This is a genomic window from Ruegeria sp. AF1, assembly GCF_056542125.1.
In genome coordinates, this window is record NZ_JBQFZG010000014.1 from 75,884 (window position 1) to 95,783 (window position 19,900).

Sequence of the window (19,900 nt, forward strand, 5' to 3'; positions counted from 1 at the left end):
CGCCCTCGACGGCCGCACAACGCGCGCCCAGTCTACAGTTGATCGCTCAACAAGCTCAACGAAACCCTGCGCGCAGGGTTGGCCTGCCGCCCGCCGCCCAGCAAACCAGCGGTACCGGAACCGGGTTAAGCATAACGTTGGATTACCTGTCATCACTCCGGCATGATGACAACCTCCGACTAACGGACCCTTCCCTTGGATCGACCACTTGGTGGGAAAACACACTGGCCTTGGGCCTCGTCAATCAGACACCGGGATCCACTCTGACATTCGACCTGTCGGGGCTGTATCGGATCGCCAACGAGCCGATCATTGGAACAGAATCCAGCTTTTCGGACCCGTTCACGCAGCTGACATATCAACGAGACAACGCTAACAGCCAGTTTCGTTTTCTTGCCGAATACCGTGAGAGAGATTTGGCCTTCAACCGGTCACTGACCGACATAAATCTGGATGGTGTTATCGACGCCTCTGATGTCATCGGCACCGTGGGCGACCAGGTCAATACACGTGGAAACCTGGACTGGCAAACTGGTTTGAATGATCCTTTGGGGTTCCAGTTTAACTACAGCCATCGTGAACGCAGCTACACGAACACAATTAACCCGAACCTGTTCGACAATAGATCGGATGACTATGCAGCAACCGCAATACTTAGAATCTCTCCGATTCTACAGGGAAACGTGCGCGTTAGTTACATAGACTTCAATGCAGATGATGCCGTGGGCACCGACCGGAAGACAACGACAGTGTCAACTGGTGCAACATATGACGTGTCCCCTGTTACCACTGTCAGTGCGAATATTGGCTACACTCAGGTCGATAACACTCTACGCACGACCAATACCAATAACGTTACGGAAAATTTTGTCTGGGACTTTTCCTGGAACAAAACTCTGTCGAACGGCACAGCCAATATTTTTCTCGACCAGACATTCGGCGTTAATGGTACAAGATCCAACGCCACCTTTGGTCGAAGCTTTCAATGGGCTGGCGGGTTGTTCAGCTTCAATGCCGGATTTACCAGAGGGCCCTTTGACGAAGTCACACCAATTGGCCAGATCGACTATAGCTATCAACTGGCCAGCTCTCAAATCTCCGCGAAAATCCAGCGCCGGGTCGGTACCAGTACACAAAGCAACGAAACCCGCGAAACCGTGGCTTTTCTAGCCTATGATTACTTTATCAACCCGGTATCCGGTCTGTCTTTCAGCGTCAATTTCATCGATCAGGAAAGCGAAGGCCCGGGTCCGTCCAACCCACGTCAGCGCGGTACTTTCGATGCGTCCTACACCCGCGCAGTCACAAAGGACTGGGCGATGAACATCGGTTATCAATACGAGATGGATGACCAGAACGGATTTAAGGCGACCTCTAACTCGGTCTTTCTGACGCTTGGGCGGAGGTTCACTCTCAAACCTTAAAAAGGTAGCGCTGAACAATCCAATCCCTTCTTGCCGATTGTATCCATGTGGGATCATAAACACAGGGGCCGAGGGGGTTACAATTTCTAGGCGCCTCATATTATGCATGATGGTTTGTGATGCATCGTCTCGATTCGAACGACAGCCGCCGCAAAATGCTTGAGACGGCCCGAACTGCCCTGCCTGCCATCAACGCTGCGGGGCTGTTCTGGTTTGCCCTGTTGCTGCTGGGGTCGCTTCCCGTTTTCTGGATCGGCATTGTCTCGCTGGGCGCGGCGTGGAGCACGCCGGAATACAGTCACGGACCGCTGATCCCTATCATCTCGCTGTACCTGTTCCTGCGTGAACTACGCGACATGCCGGTGCCCAATCCCATCGTGCGCGACCGCTGGCCTGGCGTGGCCGTGATTGCCGGGGCCCTGGCCATCGCCATTCTGGGAAATCTGGCCCGAATTCCGGATATCGTCACCTATGCGATGATCATCTGGACCGGTGGCGTCATGGTGACCGTCTTCGGCTGGCAACGCGGGAAATACCACCAATTGCCCGTAATCCATCTGATCTTCATGCTGCCCCTGCCCCAGTTCGTCTACTGGAAGCTCACGATCTTCCTGCAATGGATATCGTCCGAGCTGGGCGTCTGGTTCGTGCAGCTCGCCGGTGTTTCGGTCTTTATCGAAGGCAATGTCATCGATCTGGGGGTCTACAAGCTGCAGGTGGCCGAGGCTTGCTCGGGCCTGCGCTACCTGTTCCCGATCCTCAGCTTTTCATACCTCTTTGCCCTGCTCTACCGCGGCCCGATCTGGCACAAGGTGGTTCTGCTGGTCTCGGCCGCGCCGCTGACCGTTCTGATGAATTCCATCCGCATCGGCGTGATCGGCATTCTGGTCAATCAGCATGGCATCGAGCAGGCCGAAGGGTTCATGCATTTCTTCGAAGGCTGGATCATCTTCCTGCTCTGCGTCGCCATTCTGTTTCTTATGGCGCTCGGCTTGCAGCGTCTGGCCCCCGATCCGAAACCGTTCACCGACGCAATCGATCTGGATACCGAAGGGTTGGGTACCGTCGCATTGCGTATCTTTGCCATCCGCACCTCGGTCGCGCTGGCCCTCGCGGCGCTTTTGACGCTTGCGGTCTCGGCCGCGTGGACACTGCGCCCCGCCTCCGAGGTGACGCCCATCGAGCGGGATCCCTTTGTCCTCTATCCGCGCCAATTGGGCGACTGGTCCGGGTCGACCACCAGCCTTGATCCCAATGTTGAACGAACTCTGGGCGCCAGCGATTACCTCCATGCCACTTATATCGACAGCGGATCGGGTGATTTCGTGAACATGTTCGTGGCCTTCTACGACAAGCAGACCGATGGTGACGGCATCCATTCGCCCGAGGTCTGCCTGCCGGTCGGCGGCTGGGAAATCTTCAGTCTGGAACCCTATGAAATCAATCCGGGCAACACCCCTTACGGCAGCTTTACCGTCAACCGCGCAGTCATCCAGAAAGAGCTGTCAAAGCAGCTTGTCTACTACTGGTTCGAACAGCGCGGCAAACGTATGGTCAACGATTTCCGCGCCAAGATGAGCGTCATTCAGGACGGGTTCACCATGGGCCGGACCGACGGCGCATTGGTTCGATTTGTCACCCCCATCCTGCCCGGCGAAACCGAGGCGGATGCGGATGCCAGACTGCAGCGTTTCATGGAACCCAGTCTGAACCGCCTGCCGCGTTTTGTGCCGTTTTGATCTAAGGTAAAAGTCCGGCTTGGTTTCCTTCGATTCCAATCGAAAAATACTCCGGCGTGTTCAAAGACAGATGAATAAAAGAAATCCCGAGGCACTGCCTCAATCCTTCCACGACCGAATTACTTTGTAACACAACCACCTTATCCTGTCATAATCACCAAGCTCGACTGGAAAGGATCAATTGCCGAAGGCCTGAACTAGACAAATGCACATAAGCGAAAGAGCTGCCAACGAGCGACTATAGGGTCCTACCCCTTCCAGATCCGCTTATACGCCGCGATCAGCGCGGGGACCTGATGGGGCCAGGCCATCTCGGCTTCGACCCGGGCGCGGCCATAGCGGCCCATGGCGGCGCGGCGGCCGTCATCTGCCAGCAGCTCGGTGATCTTGTCGGCCATATCCACCGGATCGTTGGCCTTGGCGTAAAGCGAGGCCTCCTGTGCCGAGAACCGCCCTTCGGTCACGTCGAACTGAACGATGGGTTTCTCGAACGCCATGTATTCAAGGATCTTGTTCATGGTGGATTTGTCATTCATCTCGTTCACCCGGTCCGGGTTCACGCAGACATCGGCGGTCGACAGGATCTCGAACAGATCCTGATCCGGCGCGCGGCCGGTGAAGGTGACGTAATCCGACAGGCCCATATCAGAGGACTGTTCCCGCAGCTTGTCCAGGCTGGGACCGCCGCCCACAAGGCAGAACTGGATGTCGTCGCGCCCCTGAACCTGCACAAGATGCGCCACGGATTCCAGCAGAAGGTCAATGCCTTCCTGATCGCCCATGACGCCGACATAGCCCACCATGTATGTCCGCCCGTTGCGCCACGCGGGGTTTGGCGGCAGGTGCTGCAACCGGCTCAGATCGGGGCCCGAGCGAACCACAAAGACATCCTCGGGCGCCATGCCGCCGCGCTCGATGGCGATCTTGCGATAGCTTTCATTGGTGGCAATCGACACCCGTGCCGAGGCGAAGGTCAGCCGCTCGAACGTCTTCATCAGCTTCCAGAAGAAGCCGCGTTTGTCGAACTTGGCCTCGTAAAGCTCGGGGTTGATGTCGTGGTGATCGAACAGATAGCGCACGCCAAACAGCTTGAAGGGCAGCGCCACCAGAAAGATCAGATCGGGCGGGTTGCAACCATGGATGACGTGAAACCCACGGGTGAACTTGATCTTCAGTGACAGCCAGCTTTCCCAGAACAGCGCCGCGCCATATTCCAGCAAATATCCCAACGCGCCACTGGCATCCAACGGCAGCGGGTGGCGGTAGACCTTGATGCCTTCATCTTCCCAGACACGTTCCTCATGGCCCTTGCCGGTGGGGCAGATGACCGAGACCAGCGCGCCTGCAGCAGCCAGCGTGCGCGCCTCCATCCAGACGCGGCGGTCAAAGGGCACGGGCAGGTTTTCCACCACGATCAGAACCTTCAGCCCTTTCAGCGGCTGGCTCTGGCGCAGCTCGTCGAACGAGATCGGCTGAACAGCGGATACAGGGCTAGTCATATTCATAGGTTCTTATCACCTCTGCATCGCCAAGGTTCAGCTCGTTCACGATCCGGTTCGATCCGACCACCAAATCCCATGGCCCGGCCTCGGCCGTGGCGCGATCCACCAACAGGCGGCCCACATTGGGCAGATGGGTAAAGGCATAACCCAGGTTCTGCCCCCGCAGATCGGCAGGCTTGATGGCCGGATCATAGACCGACAGTTGATACCCCGCCTGCAGCAGCCGCCGGGCGATGTCGACATTGGGGCTTTCGCGCAGATCATCGGTTCCGGCCTTGAAAGCCAGTCCCGCCATCAGCACCCGACCGCCTTCGGGCAGCCGCGCCATGATGTCCTGCGCCTGATAGGTTTTATGCGCCTGATTGGTCTGCAACAGGCTGTCGATCAGATGGGTATGGGCCCCCACCTCGCCAGCGATATGCTGCAGCGCGCGCACATCCTTGGGCAGGCACGAGCCCCCGAACGCGCCGCCCGGACGGGTGTAATAAGCCGAGATGTTCAGCTTGGTATCCGAGACGAAAATCTCGTGCATGGTTTTGGCCGACACGCCCATGCTGTGACAGATACGGCCAATCTCATTGGCGAAGGCCACCTTGGTGGCGTGCCAGGTGTTGTCGACGAATTTGGTGATCTCGGCCTCTTCAAAAGCGGTGTAGAACACCGGCGCGTCCAGCCCCTCGTGCATTTCGTCCATCACCGCCGAGCGATTGCCATCGGCTGTACCAACAACGATCTTGGGCGGGTTGAAGAAGTCATCTACCGCCGACGCCTCGCGCAGGAATTCGGGGTTATAGACAATCTCGACCGCCTGACCCGTCCGCTCGCCCAGATAGCTTTGGAAGATCGGCTCGATCAGCTGCCGCACGGTGCCCGGCCGGAAGGTTGACCGATACGCCACCGTCAGAGGCCGCGCCCGATCCGGCGATACGGTCTCGGCAATCTGACGCGTCACCTCGGCCACGAAGCTCATGTTATGCGAGCCGTCAGTGGAACTGGGCGTGCCCACACAGACAATGGCCAGATCCACATCCCCGAGGTCCGGCATCTCGACCACGGCCCGGATCAGGTTTTTCCCAAGCGCCTCGGTCAGCAACCCGGCCACCTTCGGCTCCTTGATCGGGGGCTGACCTGCGTTGATTTCAGACACCTTGTCGGCATTCACATCAATACCGATCACCTCGTGCCCTTCACGGGTCAGACAGCACGCTGCCGTGAACCCCACATACCCCAAACCAAAAATCGCAATCTTCATATTTTCATACCGTCTTGAAAACTGGTGTCGTCACTCAATTGTTTCTAAATCGAATACAAGGCTTCACATACCCGATGTCCTTGCTCAAATTGATTTCAAATTGTGGGATTAATCGCAAATTTTCCTTGAAATGTGGCAACGCTTTCTGACACTGAGCGTAGATCATGCGACCTTGTCACTAGATGAATAACAACCTTCAAACTGATTACCAACGACTGGCCTGGATTGCCACAAAAGTTACCGGTGACATGCCCAGATCTGCCTTGGGAGAAGGCAAAACCAGAAACACTGAGGCGTTAAATTGTTTTTTGTTCTAAATGTAGAAAGATGGTGCGATTGACGCATTCTCCTAAAGTAGGCTTGCCTTCCAGCATGCTGACTCGCAGATCTGCCCTTGCAGTGGGCGCTGCGACTCTCTTGGCGTCCGGCCTCTTCAGACAGGCTTTGGGTTTTGCAACGCTTGCCATCACTGCCCGCCTTCTCAGGCCCGAAGACTTTGGTATCATTGCCTATTTCATAATTGCGACCGCACTGCTTGAGATGCTGCAGCGCCAGGTCAGCATCGTGTTGATCCGAATGGATGATATAACCCACGAGCATCTCGACACAGTCTTCACCATGCAAATTCTACTTGGATTGATAGCTGGCGCGTTGGTCTGGCTGTCAAAACCCCTTGTAGCTTTGCTCGGCATTCCTGAACTTGTCGAGATTTTGCCTGCAGTTGCAGCGATTTCGGTTTTGCTCGCCCTGCGCAGCCCACGTTTTCTTCTGTATGAACGCGGCCTGAGGTTTTCGCTGGCCGCAGCAGAGGAAACGTTCAATCGTATCGCTTATGCCAGTGTCGCCATCTATCTGTCATGGCTGTGGCAGGATTTCTGGGCGATTATTGTGGCCCTGTTTGTCGGTGCTGCGACCCGAAACATTTGGACATTCGCAACTGCTCCGATGTTTCCCAGGCTTTCGGTATCTCGCTGGCGGGAAAGCCTGTCTTTTTCCTCCTGGTCCATGGGCGCGCAACTGTCCCAGTTTTTGGCCAATAACATGCCCCAGATTGTTATTGGCGCAACTCTTGGCCTTGCAGATGCAGGGATTTTCCGGGCCGGTAGCCGCATCACCACGATTGTGACGACACAGTTATTTGCCCCGTTGCAACGCGTGATCTACCCGGGTCTGGCAGATGTCTCACGGTCAACCGGTCAAAACCAGAAAGCATTTATGCGCATCAACGAGATGCTGCTGGCTTTCGTTCTGCCGATCAGCATCGGAACTGCGCTGATTTCGGAAGACATGATCCTTGTCGGCATGGGATACAAATGGATCGCCGCTGCTCAGGTCATCTGGGTCCTGGCGCCACTCAAAGCCTTGGAAACACTCCAGGCGAATGTTCGGGCCGCCAGCTATATCGAAGGGTCAACACGTATTCTGTTCATCCGGAACGCAACCTTGCTGGCTTTGGTCTGTTTTTTCATGTGGGTCGGTACCAAGTTTGACTTTCGTGGCGCGCTGGCGGCAGCTGGCCTGTCCAGCTTTACCGCGCTCATTATCACCCTGATCATTGCCAGAAGGTTCGGCAGGGGTGGCCTGTTTGAACCGCTGACCGTCGCCTGGCGCAGCATCCTGTCCTGCGCCGTCATGATCGCCTTGGTGATCTTTGCTGATATGCTTCTGCACGCCGGGGCACATGTCCCGCGCCTCATGGTGATCGTTCTGGTCAAAGTCTGCGTTGGCGTAGTCACCTACACATTGACCCACATCCTGCTGTGGATCATGGCGGGTCGGCCCGAAGGGTTTGAAACACTGGCCTTTTCACTTCTGTCCCGTCTGCGCGGTCACCTCCGGCGCGAGCGCGCCTGAACCTGGGATGCCTTTACAACGCCGCTTGCAATTGGGCGGTGATATAGTCCAGATGCGCCGCCCCGAGGTACTGGTGCAAAGGCAGAGACAGTGCCTTGTTCTTCAGCGCCATTGCCTCTTCCTGACCGCTCCAGTCCAGGTTGCGGTTGAACCCCGCCCACCACGGCGTCGCACCTATTCCCTTACTTTGCAAAGTCTGAACAACCCGGTCCCTGTCAGCCACCATCACCGGCATGTTGAGGAGACAGGTCTCCGGTGCAAGCTCGGGCAGCAGCAGATGAACACCCGGACTTCCTTCAAGCAGATCCCTGTATCGCTGCCAGTTCGCCCGCCGGGCTGATATCGCCTGAGAGACGGAAAATGACTTCAAGGGTCGGGAGGCAAAAACGCTCATCCCTGCGTTCAAAAGGGCCGGGTCAAAATAGTAGTGCCCCGGAATATCCTCCAACTTATCGTTCTCAAGGGGGGCATTCTCAGCCGCAGGCTTGCCCTTTAGCGCCTGTACCATTCCCTTTGCGCGCGTTGAACCAAGCGTGGCGGTCAGACCAGTACGCACCAGTGTTTTCGCGACAACCTTGCGCGGTGCAGGACGGTTGAACGGATTACCGGTTTGCAAATCCGGCGCATTGATCACCAGCGCACCACCGCCCAGAACCGGAACAAATTTATAAAAACAAAACACCGACACGTCACCGGTACGACCTTCAGCGGGTGATACCCCGCTCAGAAGACTTAGCGCGCAATCCTCAATCATCCGCAATCCATGCCGGTCGCACAGCTCGCGCAGCTCTGCCAAAGCCGGCTGAATAACCCCGAAATAGTGGATGACATAGAGCGCTTTGGTCTGTGGAGAGATCAGCGGCTCGATCCGAGCAGGATCAGCAATCAGATCCTGCGCCACCGGAAACAGCCGGACCGACAAACCCGCATGGATCAACGGATCAACTTCCGATCCACAATTGTAGGCCGGTGCCAGAACCTCATCCCCGGGCTGCAATTCCAACAAGTCGCAGGCCGCCCGGATCGCAACACGGGTGTTATAGCTTGGAAACGCCCGACGCCCCTTGAACAGAGACATATAACCCCCCTCCGGGTCCGACCGGAAAAGGTTGGATAAGCGCATCGGGGGATCGCCACAATACAAGGTGTTCCGGGTGGGTTTAGTGGTCATGTCAGCCTGTAAAGTTCAATAGCTTCGCCAAACCCGGCGGCGCATGATCCGGTTTTCGTCACACTGCCCCACAGGGGAAAAGCCCATTTTCAGAATATTCTTGCGAGACGGCAGATTGTAATCTCTGCAATTGGTGAAAATCCCCTCGACCCCATCCGAGGCCCGGTCCGCCGCAATCATCCGCCATAGCCGTTCCTGCAAGTTTCGACCTCGATAATCCGGCAGGACATAGACATGCCAAAACAGCTCCTCCCTCTCGTCCAGGGGGACAAAGAAATCACGGCTGTGCGTCGCATCGCGCACCCAGGCAAGGGCCTGCACATTGCCATCCTCCTCCAGCAGCCAAAGCCGCCATCCAAGTGCCAGCCAGTCCACAGTACCCCAGTCATGCGCAGCCAGTGGATCGGTCATCCAAGCCAGATCCGGCTGATCCAGTTCGTCCGCAGACAAAACCTCGCGCAAGCGTCCACCCCCGCTCAGAGCGGGCTGCGACATGCTGCTGTTCTGAGTATCGAGCCTGAACACCAGATGGCGTTTGCGTACAAAACTGTCGAGAAAGGCCAGCCAGACCTGTTTGATCAGCATCCCCGGCCCCAGCCGCGCCGCGCCCTGGATCAGTTGTATCTTGCCTTTCTTCGCTAACTTCATCTTCAGCACCGCCGACCGTTCTCACATCTAGGCTTCATCCCATGATCGCCCGTTTGACCTTTTTCAAATGCCCCCGCAGCAGATCACGGGCATTTCCGGTTAGAAACACATGTCGGTTCACAATTTTCTGCCGCTCGGAAATCCGTCGGATACTGCGCGGACCGAATTCCGACTTGTACTTGTGGATGTTGAACTTCTTGTCACCCGCAACCGGAGCGCGATACCCTTCTACATCCAGGATGCTGCATCCTTTTTTCTGCGCCCAGCACATCGCCTCAAGCCACAATGCTGGTGCGATACGCAGATTACCGGCAGCCCTGAGATGTTCCGGCTCGGTTGTGAAGTGACGCCCATGCACGACGTCTTTGCTGCGATAGACCAACAGGCCAGCCAGAAACGCATCCTCCTGCCAGGCCATGATCACGGTTCCAATATCATCGGGGCGCAGCACGTCTTCGAATGTCGTCTCATATGTAGCGATGTCTAATTCTTCCAATCCGCGCGTGGCGCGCAGGCGGTTCATGCTGCTTAGAAAGATGCCGAACTCTTCGCTTGTTTCTGCATTACGGAAGGTAACGCCCTGCCGTTCAGCGCGGCGGACTTCGCGCCGGGCGCTTTTGGAGAAACTTTTCATGATCTCCTCGCGGGTCCCGGATATGTCCACCCACCCGGTTTCGCGGAACTCATCCTCTTCGGAAACCCGCCAACCGTCCCCGGCCAGAACGCCATCCATTATTATCGCGTCCTGTTCTGTCCAGAATGGGGTGACATTCAGACTGCCCACGCTGGCCAGTTCAGGATGTTCGCAAAGGGCCTTCAGAAACGCAGCCATGTTGTGGGCGTCGTCGCATACCGGGCCGCTCAGACAATAAGCTTTGGACCAGGCCCTGGGCAAAAAAGGGTGCGGCTCAAGCGAAAGCAGGCCAACAGCCACCAGAGCGCCGCTGCTGCGGTGGGCGCGGGCATACAGAACCTTTCGGCCCGAGGCTTGCTCGGAACGGGCAAAAACCAGAGATTGCCGCGGGTGCTGGTGTTTTGCCCCTTTCAGGAATCTATCCCAGTCCGCGCGTTGTTCCGTGTTCAGGGATTCACTACAGTCGACCACGATATCGTCTTGGGTTCGAAGGTCCGGCGCTGTCAAACTATTACCTCAATATACTGGTCTATACGCTTTGACTTTTACGACCGCTATAAAACAACAATTGTCTTCAGAGGATTGTGGTCAGTGTATTCATAGAATGAAACAATGACTAAGTAATTTGAAATGTGAATGGTTAACGAGAATAGAGTATCATGATTTCATCACCAAACAGCACGTCTACTGCCTGCGCTGTTTCAATCGTGATCGTGAACTGGAACACCCGGGATATTCTTCGGGATTGCCTGATGTCCATCGCACGCGAAACAATGATGCCGCATGAGGTCATTGTCGTCGATAATGCATCAAACGATGGCTCGGCCGAACTCGTGCGAACAGAATTCCCTCGGGTGCGGCTGATCGCGAATAAGACCAACCGGGGCTTTGCTGCCGCCAACAATCAAGGACTGGAAATCGCGCAAGGGGACACCTTGTTGTTGCTCAACCCCGACACAATCATTCTGGACGGCGCGATCGACACAATGGTCCACTGGCTTGGGCAGCATCCCGATGTGGGATGCCTCGGTTGCCAGGTGCTGGAGGATGAGAACACCATTCAGCGCACCTGCTTTGCCGATCCCGGGCCTGCCAACCTTGCGCTGATCGAATTCGGACTGCATCGCCTGTCGCCGCAAAACCGGCTTCTGGGCCATGCCGAATATGGAGACTGGGACCGAAACTCTGAACGACCGGTTGATGTGGTTTCGGGCATGTTCATGCTGGTACCCCGTCACGTGTTCGAAGCGGTTGGCCTGTTGGATGAAGCATTCTTTGTCTATTCCGAAGAGGCCGATTGGTGCCGCCGCATTCGCGACGCCGGATGGTCTTGCGTATTTTCCCCCGCAGCGCAAATTCTGCATCTGGACGGGGGCGGCAAAAGCACGGTCCAGATCCGGTCACGCATGTTCGTGCAAATGCAAAAAAGCAAAATGATCTATTTACGTAAGCACTACGGTCTTTGGGGGGCGTTCTGTGGGCGGGCCATCTTTGTCGGATCCTCTATATTGCGCTTCCTGATGTCTGCCACCGGACAACATGACGAAGCTGCCGCGCGGCGACGGCTTGCGCGTGCATCCTTGCGGTATCATCTGATCAGACAGGAGCCGGTCGAGTGACTGAAGCTTCAAACCAGCTGTCATTCCAGTGGGTTGATGGGGTGAAACCTCTGAGCGACATGGTGGAAGAATGGATCGCCCTTGCCGATCGGGTGGGCGCGGATATCTATGCCAACCCGGTCTGGGTGCTGACATGGTGGATGCACTTTGGGCAGGGGCGAACACTGCGCGCATTGGTGGTGCGCAATGCGAGCGGGCATCTCGTGGCCCTGATCCCTTTCATGATTCACGCAGTCTGGCTGGGACCGATCAGGATACGTATCGCAAAACTCGCTGCAACGGACCCAAACACCGTGGTTTTTCGCCTCGCAGCCGAGGAATGGGCCGTGACACCCAGCCTGACGGAGGCACTGGCTGACCTTCTCGGTCGGAAGCGTGCCGATCTGATCAGCTTCACCCCCGCGTCCGAGCGCGGACAGGTTCTGCACGCTGCGCGTGATGCGGTGGCCCACTACGCGTCTTCTCACCCCCCATTGGTGTTGCAGGATCGTGCTGCAGGCACACACACCGTCTTTGAGCTTCCCGGCAGCTTTGATGGCTATCTGAGCCAATTGTCCAAGAAGCGGCGCAATCAGTATCGACGGGATCTAAAACGCCTGCAAAGTGACCATGGGCTGACAACGCAAGTGACCCATCCCGACGCGGTGCAATTCCAGGACTTTGTCAGGTTTCACAACCAACAATGGCAAAAGGCTGGAAAAGGCGGCCATTTCACCGACTGGGCCGGGAGTGAGGCCTTTTACAGTGAGCTTGCCAAAGAGACCCTAACCGGCGGAAAAACATGGTTTGTCGAACAGCACGGCCACAGTTCAGCTCTGGCAACCCAGTTCTGCCTAGTTTCCGGTCAGGTCTGCCACTGGCGCCTGCCCGCCAGATCAACCGACCCCGAGCTTGAACGTTTGAGTCTGGGAAAGATCGGCCTGATTCAGATGATCGAAGAACTGATTGAGGGCGGCATCACACGGATTGAGGCCGGGATTGGCGATTACGGCTACAAGCTGATCTACGGCGGTGAAGCAATTCCCACCCACCGCCTGATCATCTCGCGGCAATCGGGCTTTGCCGCGATACGTCTCAAACTCTACCTGGGTTGGGCGCGCCTGCTGCATCTGGCCTATTACAGGCTCTGGTTCGGTCGCCTGACTCCACGCCTGAGATCGATCCTTCCACTGAGGCATAAACCTTTATGGGCCGCTTGGGTCAGGACGAGGATATAAATCCGACATGACCTCTGAGCCCCTATCTCTTCATATCCTGTCTGCATCCGATTGGCTGGACTGCAGCGCCACTTTTCAGGATCTGACTTATGAACAGAGCCTGACCTATGCGCAGGCAGCCGCACGGCGGATCGGGGCAGAACCGCAATTCGTCCGGGTGGAAACCCCGTCTGGACAGATCGTCGCCGCCGCGTGCCTGCGCATCAAGCGCCTGCCCGCGCTTGGGCGCGGAATCGCATGGATTGCAGCGGGACCATTGCTCCTGCATCGGGATCACCCCGATCCCTCGCCCGAAACCGTGCAGGCGGTGCTCGCGGCACTGCGCGCGCATGCGACAGCAACAGGACATGTCCTGCGCCTGCGTTTTCCGGTGATTGCCCGCTATGACGTGCCCTCCCTCGACGAACTGGCCGCCAGCCAGGGTTTTGTCCACTCAGAGCGGTCCCCATCTTACAGAACTGTCGTAGTAGACTGTGATCAGGACGAAGACACGCTGATGCGCGCGCTGCACGGCAAGTGGCGCAATCCACTGCGCAATGCGCTCAAGGCTGGGCTGGAGTTGGATATCATTCCGATTGCAGAGGCTCGCAGCCGGTTTCACGCGCTATATCAAGACGTACAGGCCACCAAGGGGTTTCGCCCGGATATTCCCCCCGAATTTTACTATGGGCTTACAGGGCCCGATTTTGACCATGAGGTTCTGTTCGCTCGGAAGGACGGTGCTGACATCGCCGGCATGACCATTGGCAGAGCCGGCATCAACGCCGTCTACCTTTTCGGCGCCACAGCTGAAGCCGGGCGACGGCTGAATGCCGGACACTGCCTGATGTGGCATTCCATTCTACGCTGCAAAGAACTGGGCATGAAATTCTACGATCTGGGCGGTATAGACCCTGATTCAAACCCAACGGTCACACGGTTCAAGCACCGCACCGGGGGGGCAGACCTACAGGCGGCAGGCCCTTACGAGTTCCAACCCAAAGGGCTAACTGCGCCTGCGATCCGCGCCGCGGAAACGCTGCATTCGCTTTTGAAGAGGCGGCGAAAATGACCAACCTGACAAGCGTCAACTTTCACGGTATCGGAGATCCCGGGCGCTCGCTGGAGCCCGGCGAAGCGCCATATTGGCTGTCGCGGGAGCAATTCGAATACGTCCTTGACCAGGTTGCCGCCATGCCTGACCCGGCGGCTGGTGTAATCACCTTTGATGATGGCAACCTGTCTGATCATGATATTGCGCTGCCCGCCCTGATTGACCGGGGTCTTCATGCACGTTTCTTTGTTCTGACCGGGCGCCTCGGGCAAACGGGATCGCTGCACAAGAAGCACCTGCATAACCTGCAGAGCGCAGGTATGTTGATCGGCAGCCATGGAATTGACCATGTCAGCTGGCCGACACTGAACGATGCGATGCTCAGGCAGGAATTGGAGACATCCCGGGCACAGCTTGAGGATATCTGCGGCCGGTCGATAACTGAGGCCGGGATTCCATTCGGACGTTATGATGCGCGGGTATTACGGGCCTTGCGTGCATCAGGTTATACGACAGCGTGGTCAAGTGACGGTGGTCAATGGCGGCAAGGTGCATTCCTGCGCCCCCGCACCTCGCTGCGTGGTGATATGTCGCCCGATGAAATGCAGGCCGTTCTGTCAGGTCACATGCCCGCCCTGCGCCGCCTGCGCCGCGCCGTCGGAATGACCCGGCGTCGCTGGACGGTGACCGGTTAAACACATTCCAACGTATAACCTTGTTACTCGGCAGGTTCCGGGTCAGGTCCTTTGGGAAAGCGCGTATAGCGGATTTCCCGTCGGGCGGATGTTCCCTGCACCTGTTCGCCCTCACCTTCGGGTGTTTCCCGGGCATCAATCAACCACATGCCGCTGCCAAGAAGGAACATGAACAGGCAATAGGTGGCATCCCACAAATGCACGGTGAATGCAGACACACTGAGACTTAGGAACGAAATCAGAAATCCGGTTCGAACCCGTGCATAGAGGCCAGTCAAAGGGGCACGGATGATTTGATAACTTGCGATAATGACGGCCAGACCCAGAAATATAAGGGCCGGAATCCCGTATCTCAGGGCGATGAGCAGCCAGAAATTATCAACGCTTGGCTTCATCCATTTGGGGCGAGTCCATTCACCCAGACCAATCCCAAAAATCGGGTTGCGGAAAATATCGTCAATGGCGTGGTTGAAGATGTGAATTCTGTTCCAGGCTGACCCGGCCGAGAATGTAAGCTCTGTCGCAATGATCTGAAACGCATTCCGGTTCGACGCCAGTTCGAGGATGGTATAGATAATGCCGAATATGATGGCGAAAATCACCCATCGGCTTTTGATTTTCTTCAGAATCTCATCCCAGGCGATCAGGAAAGCCTGCAACATAACCCCCATGAAGGCACCAGAAGACAAAGAGCTGAAAACAGCCGTACTAACAATAATCGAACGTTGGGTTTGCTTGAAGAATGCGCCTTCCGGGCTGAGCACATACCAGGACAGCGCAAGAACGGGTGAACAGAAAACGCCAAACAAAATCGGATGAGGCATTGAGGCCTGCGCCCGCTCCAGCCCCAATCTCGGCTCCTGATTCACGTCTGCATAGACCTGAAACACCCCGCCAAATATGTTAAGCAGGATCGGTTTCCCCGTGATATTTTCGTACAGTGCGAAGGGGACCAACACCAGAACGATGGCAAAAAGCCACCACACCGCCGTTCGAAATGTCACGTAGTCCCGGATCAGGACGCGCGCAAACAGATATGGAACGACTGTTTCCACAACCAGAATACCTGCGAATTGCCAACGTCCTATCCCGTGGTTGGCAAACAGGGCCAACGCCGCCCACATCGCCGCAAGCAAAACCAGAATGTCAGGCGACCGCACCGGGCCTGCCGCACCCTTGGCCCACTGAATAAGCACCGGAATTGTGGCGGCCAGAAAATACAAACGATACGCGCTCAGCCTCAGGCCGATGAAGAAGAAAAAGAACGGCATGACGAAAGACAGAATCAAAAGCGCGATTATGAGCCCGTGACGGGACTTTTCGGCCGCGCCGGCAGCGGTCTGGTGACCGGACTGCATAACAAGTGACATGAACCGTGCCTTTCTGGAGAACACCTGATCGGTGCGATACTACCAACAATGCTTAACGTGTACGCCAGGGAAGTATAATCCGCATCATCCAAGGGTCCATCACCGCTTTAGGAAAAACAATACCCTGTATTTCGCGCGACTGTTTCGCAAGCATGGCGGTGAATACACAGCAGAAAATAGATGCAGGCCAATCGCGATAGTTTTCTGGCGCGGCTCTAGAATGGTCGTTAAAACACCGACATGGGTTACGATAGGAGCGTTGGATTTGGCCGGGAACCCTTGGTTATTTTTATTTGTATCTTTGGTTAAGGGTAAACAGCTTCGCAGTTTTGCCCGCAGATTGACCCGCAAAGCCGGCAAGACACAACCCGACGGGTTCGATAATGCTGTGCCGCGGATCATCCCCAAGAACATCTGGATGTTCTGGGATAAAGGAATTGATGAAGCCCCCGAAATCGTGCGGATGTGTATTGCATCCTGGCAAGACAAAAACCCGGACTGGACCCTCCGCATTCTCGATAAGGACACGGTCGCAGAGTTTGTCGATATGCCAAATCTCTCGCCAGAAATATCGATACAATCTTATTCCAACATTCTGCGGTTCAAGCTTTTGAAAGAACACGGCGGTGTTTGGGCGGATGCGACCGCGTTCTGTATCAAACCATTGAATGACTGGCTGCCGATTGTCGGACAGCGAGGGTTCTTTGCCTATTTCTGGACCCCGGAAACCCGATGGTTCACATGGCCCGGATATACGCGTGAAGTGGCAACGTGGTTTTTGGCCTCCGAACCGCAAAATGTTATAATGGCGGACTGGTATGACTACAGTGTTCAGTATTGGAAAAATCGCCAGAAACCGCATCTGTATTTCTGGTGTCAGACATTATTTGAACTGCTGATTTACATGCGCCGCCCGTTCCGGCGCGCCCTGCGTGAAGTCCCTAAATTCGGATGTGTCGGACCGCATCTGGTACATGAATGCCTCTTGCGGCAACGCGATCATGCCCGGGTAGCCCGCATTCTGGACGATGGCGCGGCACCCGTACAAAAGTTACGCTGGCAATGGAACGCTCAGCATCTTGAAATTGCGAAGAAATTGCTGCGCGTCTCGGAAACCGAAGTTCCCAAACGCCCCAAGGTCGGCTGACCCGCAAGGTTTGGCTGCATCATTCTATCCGGATCAACATATCCGGGTAATTTCGGGCGATCCTTTGTAAATCCTGCTCGTATTTCTGGCGCAACGCGCTGACCGTTTCACTTTGATATGGCCGAAACGGAGTGCCAGCGGCGGAATTCGGTCCGTCGTTATAGAAAATCTTCTTAACTCGCATGCGGCGTTCTTCAACCGACAGTGAGCGATCCAAAGCCTCTGCTTGGTGGATCGCCTCTTGCGATGGCGATGTGGTTCTTGTCGGAGGTGGGATCTGTGGGAATTCACCCACGTTCCGGCCTGCAAAAGCTGTCAGAACCTTCTGCCAGTGTGCGCTGTAGTCTTCCTGTCGCCAGACCCGCAATGCTGCACCGGGAAAGGCCGCCATAAGACGCTCGATCAGATCGAACCAACTGGGCGGCGTCTTCAGAACGTCCGCGCCGATCCGGGATCGCCAATACGGATCCGGCGCAAAGGATTTCATCATCTGAGCATAGGCTGAGGGCAACAGCCTGTCATAAGAGCGCACCCCCAGAAAGAGCGTAACAGGAGCCGTTTTTTGCATCTCGGTGACAATATGCGCCCCGCGAAAGGACGGGTAAAAGACAGGCGACAATAAACCGTCGGAATAGCCCAGCAGATCTTCGTCCGAAACAAGAACCGTCTCTGCTCCGCCGCGCAGCGCCTGAGTCTGGCGCATAAACTGATTGGCCAATGGTCTTGACCAGAACCTTCTTCGCCAATGACCCGGGTTTGAATAGCGGCGCTGTAACGGACCAAAAGCTTCCCGGGGGATATAATCCACACCCCGCCGCGCCATCTGGTCCCGATGTGCAAGCAGCGTATCCTGAACATGTGTTGTCGCGGTCTTATGCGCACCCAGATGTATGCGCCATTCCTTTACCGGTTGCACCTGCCCGCTCCGTTCCTTGCCTGCCGGATCACGCTGCAACACCTGCCAGAACATCCCGGTGCAGGGCAATATCCTCGGCATAATAGTCACGAATAAAGTCCTGAAAAACAGGTTCGCTCAAGACCGGATGCGGTTGCGTGCCCCCGGATTTCATCAGAACGCGACGGGCGGAGACACGCAATGCTTCGTGCACCGGACTAGGCAGAACGCGACGGGCCAGCGCACTCCCCCCATACATGACCCGTTTCAGCTGCGGGTGGCGGAACACCGTGGTCTTGTTGGCATGCCCGATTTCCAGCGAAGCGAGGCCGATCTGCCGGGTCAAAGCCTGAACAAAAAGATCAAGATGTTCGACCGGGTAGAGATTGCGCACCAACCGTTCGCCGTTGATCTGGACAAAATCAGACTGTCGGGAAAAATGCACATATTCCGGAGAAATCACCGCAGGATCAGAACGAAGATATGCCACTACCTTCTCGGTCTCTGCGCGGATTTCATCATCGCTGAGCTGCGCAAATTCCTTGCCCAGATACATTTTGGCGCGTTGCGACATGGCGGATTGAAAGCGCTGATACGGGTCACGCAACAGTGCATAGCTTTCGTATTCCTTCAGCTTCCCGAACGCCTCAGGATCAAGGTCACGCAGCAGCGACAGTGGAAGATGGCGATAGTCTATTTCACCCAGTTCAGGATGTCGCTCGACCAGTTTCAGAAACCGGCTGTCTGCATCGTGGAATGACAAAACAGCATTGCGAACAGAAGTTCCCGCACATTTCGGCACGTGAATGAACACAAAACGATGGCTGTCAGACAAAATCATAACTCGAAACTTTCAACACGATCGGCCTGAAACAGCCGCAATTCTCCAGGGCAGGGAATGGCTGTCCTGAAATACAGTTGGCCAGGTGCGATCTTGCACCCAGCCAGCGTAATTTTTCAACCATATATGCGCCGACATTTCGCCGATGCATATCGTGTCAGGCAATCGAAAAATCGTCCTGCACAACCTGCGTGTCTACAAAAACGACCTCGTCGTCGATTGCAAACGCGCTGATTTCACCATCGATATAACGATTTCTCGCAAAACCTAGATCCCAACCCCATTCCTTGCCGCCGTGCGCATCGACAAAATCGAAATCGGTATTGGTTTCATCAAGCACCACATTCCCATCGACGAGAACCTGTAGACGGTCTGCATTCTGGTCGACCAAAAAGGTGATCGTATGGGCTTCGGTATCATTCAGGCCCAGATTTTCCACATGGAAACCCTCGGTGAATTTACCGTCATTGTTTGCGGCATGTGCAATCAGGCCATCACCTGTCAACGTCAGCCCCACATGGCCCTTGTTCCAGACCAAACGCTGGGTGCTGCCGTCTGCTTCGGCTCTGGTAAACTCAACCGTGAAAGCAATCTGCTCTGAATCTTCAAACTCGGTCAGACGTCCCAATTTCACAAGATCCCGGTCTCCGTCAAACTGGATCACCGGACCCGATGCAGTATCCACAACCGCCGCATCACCGATAAGCTCGGCCTGACCGTTATCTGGCAGGTTCGCGATATCCAGAACAAAGTCGTCAAAGACCATTTGGCTGGATGGGACAGAAGGCGATGTCGATCCAGACGTACCGCCGGTATCCGTACCAGATGTACCACCGGTATCCGTGCCAGACGTACCGCC

17 protein-coding genes are annotated in these 19,900 nt (G+C 55.9%); 8 read left to right on the forward strand and 9 right to left on the reverse strand.

The annotated features are described in order from the left end of the window. The first annotated feature begins 38 nt into the window (after positions 1-38). Positions 39-1,424: a hypothetical protein gene (locus ACR0BK_RS16390; protein WP_480555472.1), complete on the forward strand. Its 1,386-nt coding sequence runs from the start codon at positions 39-41 to the stop codon at positions 1,422-1,424. 119 nt (positions 1,425-1,543) lie between these two features. Continuing rightward, entirely contained in the window at positions 1,544-3,163 is a 1,620-nt protein-coding gene (gene xrtD, locus ACR0BK_RS16395; protein ID WP_480555474.1) for a VPLPA-CTERM-specific exosortase XrtD, read from the forward strand. A 248-nt stretch (positions 3,164-3,411) separates the two neighbouring features. On the opposite strand, the gene ACR0BK_RS16400 is transcribed toward xrtD, so the two are convergent. Together ACR0BK_RS16400 and ACR0BK_RS16405 are read right to left on the reverse strand one after the other, a co-directional pair. Further along, the gene (locus ACR0BK_RS16400; RefSeq protein ID WP_480555475.1) at positions 3,412-4,662 is read right to left on the reverse strand and encodes a glycosyltransferase family 4 protein; all 1,251 of its coding nucleotides are present in this window, start codon (positions 4,660-4,662) and stop codon (positions 3,412-3,414) included. Beyond that, positions 4,655-5,917 (reverse strand): nucleotide sugar dehydrogenase, encoded by a 1,263-nt coding sequence (locus tag ACR0BK_RS16405; RefSeq protein ID WP_480555477.1) that lies wholly within the window; start codon positions 5,915-5,917, stop codon positions 4,655-4,657. The genes ACR0BK_RS16400 and ACR0BK_RS16405 overlap by 8 nt, the downstream gene beginning before the upstream one ends. A gap of 372 nt (positions 5,918-6,289) precedes the next feature. Between ACR0BK_RS16405 and ACR0BK_RS16410 the strand changes: the two genes are divergently transcribed. Next, positions 6,290-7,771: an oligosaccharide flippase family protein gene (locus ACR0BK_RS16410; protein ID WP_480555478.1), complete on the forward strand. Its 1,482-nt coding sequence runs from the start codon at positions 6,290-6,292 to the stop codon at positions 7,769-7,771. A gap of 13 nt (positions 7,772-7,784) precedes the next feature. On the opposite strand, the gene ACR0BK_RS16415 is transcribed toward ACR0BK_RS16410, so the two are convergent. From ACR0BK_RS16415 to ACR0BK_RS16425, 3 genes are all read right to left on the reverse strand, one after another. After that, positions 7,785-8,849 (reverse strand): DegT/DnrJ/EryC1/StrS family aminotransferase, encoded by a 1,065-nt coding sequence (locus ACR0BK_RS16415; protein WP_480555479.1) that lies wholly within the window; start codon positions 8,847-8,849, stop codon positions 7,785-7,787. A 108-nt stretch (positions 8,850-8,957) separates the two neighbouring features. After that, positions 8,958-9,590 (reverse strand): N-acetyltransferase family protein, encoded by a 633-nt coding sequence (locus ACR0BK_RS16420; RefSeq protein ID WP_480555480.1) that lies wholly within the window; start codon positions 9,588-9,590, stop codon positions 8,958-8,960. A 34-nt stretch (positions 9,591-9,624) separates the two neighbouring features. Further along, positions 9,625-10,695 carry a GNAT family N-acetyltransferase gene (locus tag ACR0BK_RS16425; RefSeq protein ID WP_480555481.1) on the reverse strand — a complete coding sequence of 357 codons (1,071 nt, stop codon included), beginning with the start codon at positions 10,693-10,695 and terminating at the stop codon, positions 9,625-9,627. Between the two features lie 188 nt (positions 10,696-10,883). Here ACR0BK_RS16425 and ACR0BK_RS16430 point away from each other — a divergent pair, with 188 nt between their 5' ends. From ACR0BK_RS16430 to ACR0BK_RS16445, 4 genes are read left to right on the forward strand one after another with little or no spacing between them, the layout of a single operon-like run. Then, complete coding sequence (locus ACR0BK_RS16430) at positions 10,884-11,843, forward strand: glycosyltransferase family 2 protein (protein ID WP_480555483.1); 960 nt, start codon at positions 10,884-10,886, stop codon at positions 11,841-11,843. Continuing rightward, positions 11,840-13,060 (forward strand): GNAT family N-acetyltransferase, encoded by a 1,221-nt coding sequence (locus ACR0BK_RS16435; protein WP_480555484.1) that lies wholly within the window; start codon positions 11,840-11,842, stop codon positions 13,058-13,060. The genes ACR0BK_RS16430 and ACR0BK_RS16435 overlap by 4 nt, the downstream gene beginning before the upstream one ends. Before the next feature lie 7 nt (positions 13,061-13,067). Beyond that, positions 13,068-14,111 (forward strand): lipid II:glycine glycyltransferase FemX, encoded by a 1,044-nt coding sequence (locus ACR0BK_RS16440; RefSeq protein WP_480555485.1) that lies wholly within the window; start codon positions 13,068-13,070, stop codon positions 14,109-14,111. Next, entirely contained in the window at positions 14,108-14,788 is a 681-nt protein-coding gene (locus ACR0BK_RS16445; RefSeq protein WP_480555486.1) for a polysaccharide deacetylase family protein, read from the forward strand. Before ACR0BK_RS16440 ends, ACR0BK_RS16445 begins: the two co-directional genes overlap by 4 nt. A gap of 23 nt (positions 14,789-14,811) precedes the next feature. Here the strand turns inward: ACR0BK_RS16445 and ACR0BK_RS16450 are convergent, their stop codons facing one another. After that, positions 14,812-16,158, reverse strand: coding sequence for an O-antigen ligase family protein (locus tag ACR0BK_RS16450; protein WP_480555487.1), 1,347 nt, complete (start codon positions 16,156-16,158; stop codon positions 14,812-14,814). Positions 16,159-16,498: 340 nt separating this feature from the next. Here ACR0BK_RS16450 and ACR0BK_RS16455 point away from each other — a divergent pair, with 340 nt between their 5' ends. Beyond that, complete coding sequence (locus ACR0BK_RS16455; protein WP_480555488.1) at positions 16,499-17,305, forward strand: capsular polysaccharide synthesis protein; 807 nt, start codon at positions 16,499-16,501, stop codon at positions 17,303-17,305. A 19-nt stretch (positions 17,306-17,324) separates the two neighbouring features. On the opposite strand, the gene ACR0BK_RS16460 is transcribed toward ACR0BK_RS16455, so the two are convergent. From ACR0BK_RS16460 to ACR0BK_RS16470, 3 genes are all read right to left on the reverse strand, one after another. Beyond that, a complete protein-coding gene (locus tag ACR0BK_RS16460; RefSeq protein ID WP_480555489.1) occupies positions 17,325-18,311 on the reverse strand; it encodes a hypothetical protein in 987 nt (328 codons plus the stop codon). Continuing rightward, on the reverse strand, positions 18,250-19,041 hold the full coding sequence (locus ACR0BK_RS16465; RefSeq protein ID WP_480555490.1) for a sulfotransferase family 2 domain-containing protein: 792 nt from the start codon (positions 19,039-19,041) through the stop codon (positions 18,250-18,252). Before ACR0BK_RS16465 ends, ACR0BK_RS16460 begins: the two co-directional genes overlap by 62 nt. Before the next feature lie 157 nt (positions 19,042-19,198). Next, the coding region (locus tag ACR0BK_RS16470) for a hypothetical protein (RefSeq protein ID WP_480555491.1) at positions 19,199-19,900 on the reverse strand (702 nt) is incomplete at its 5' end.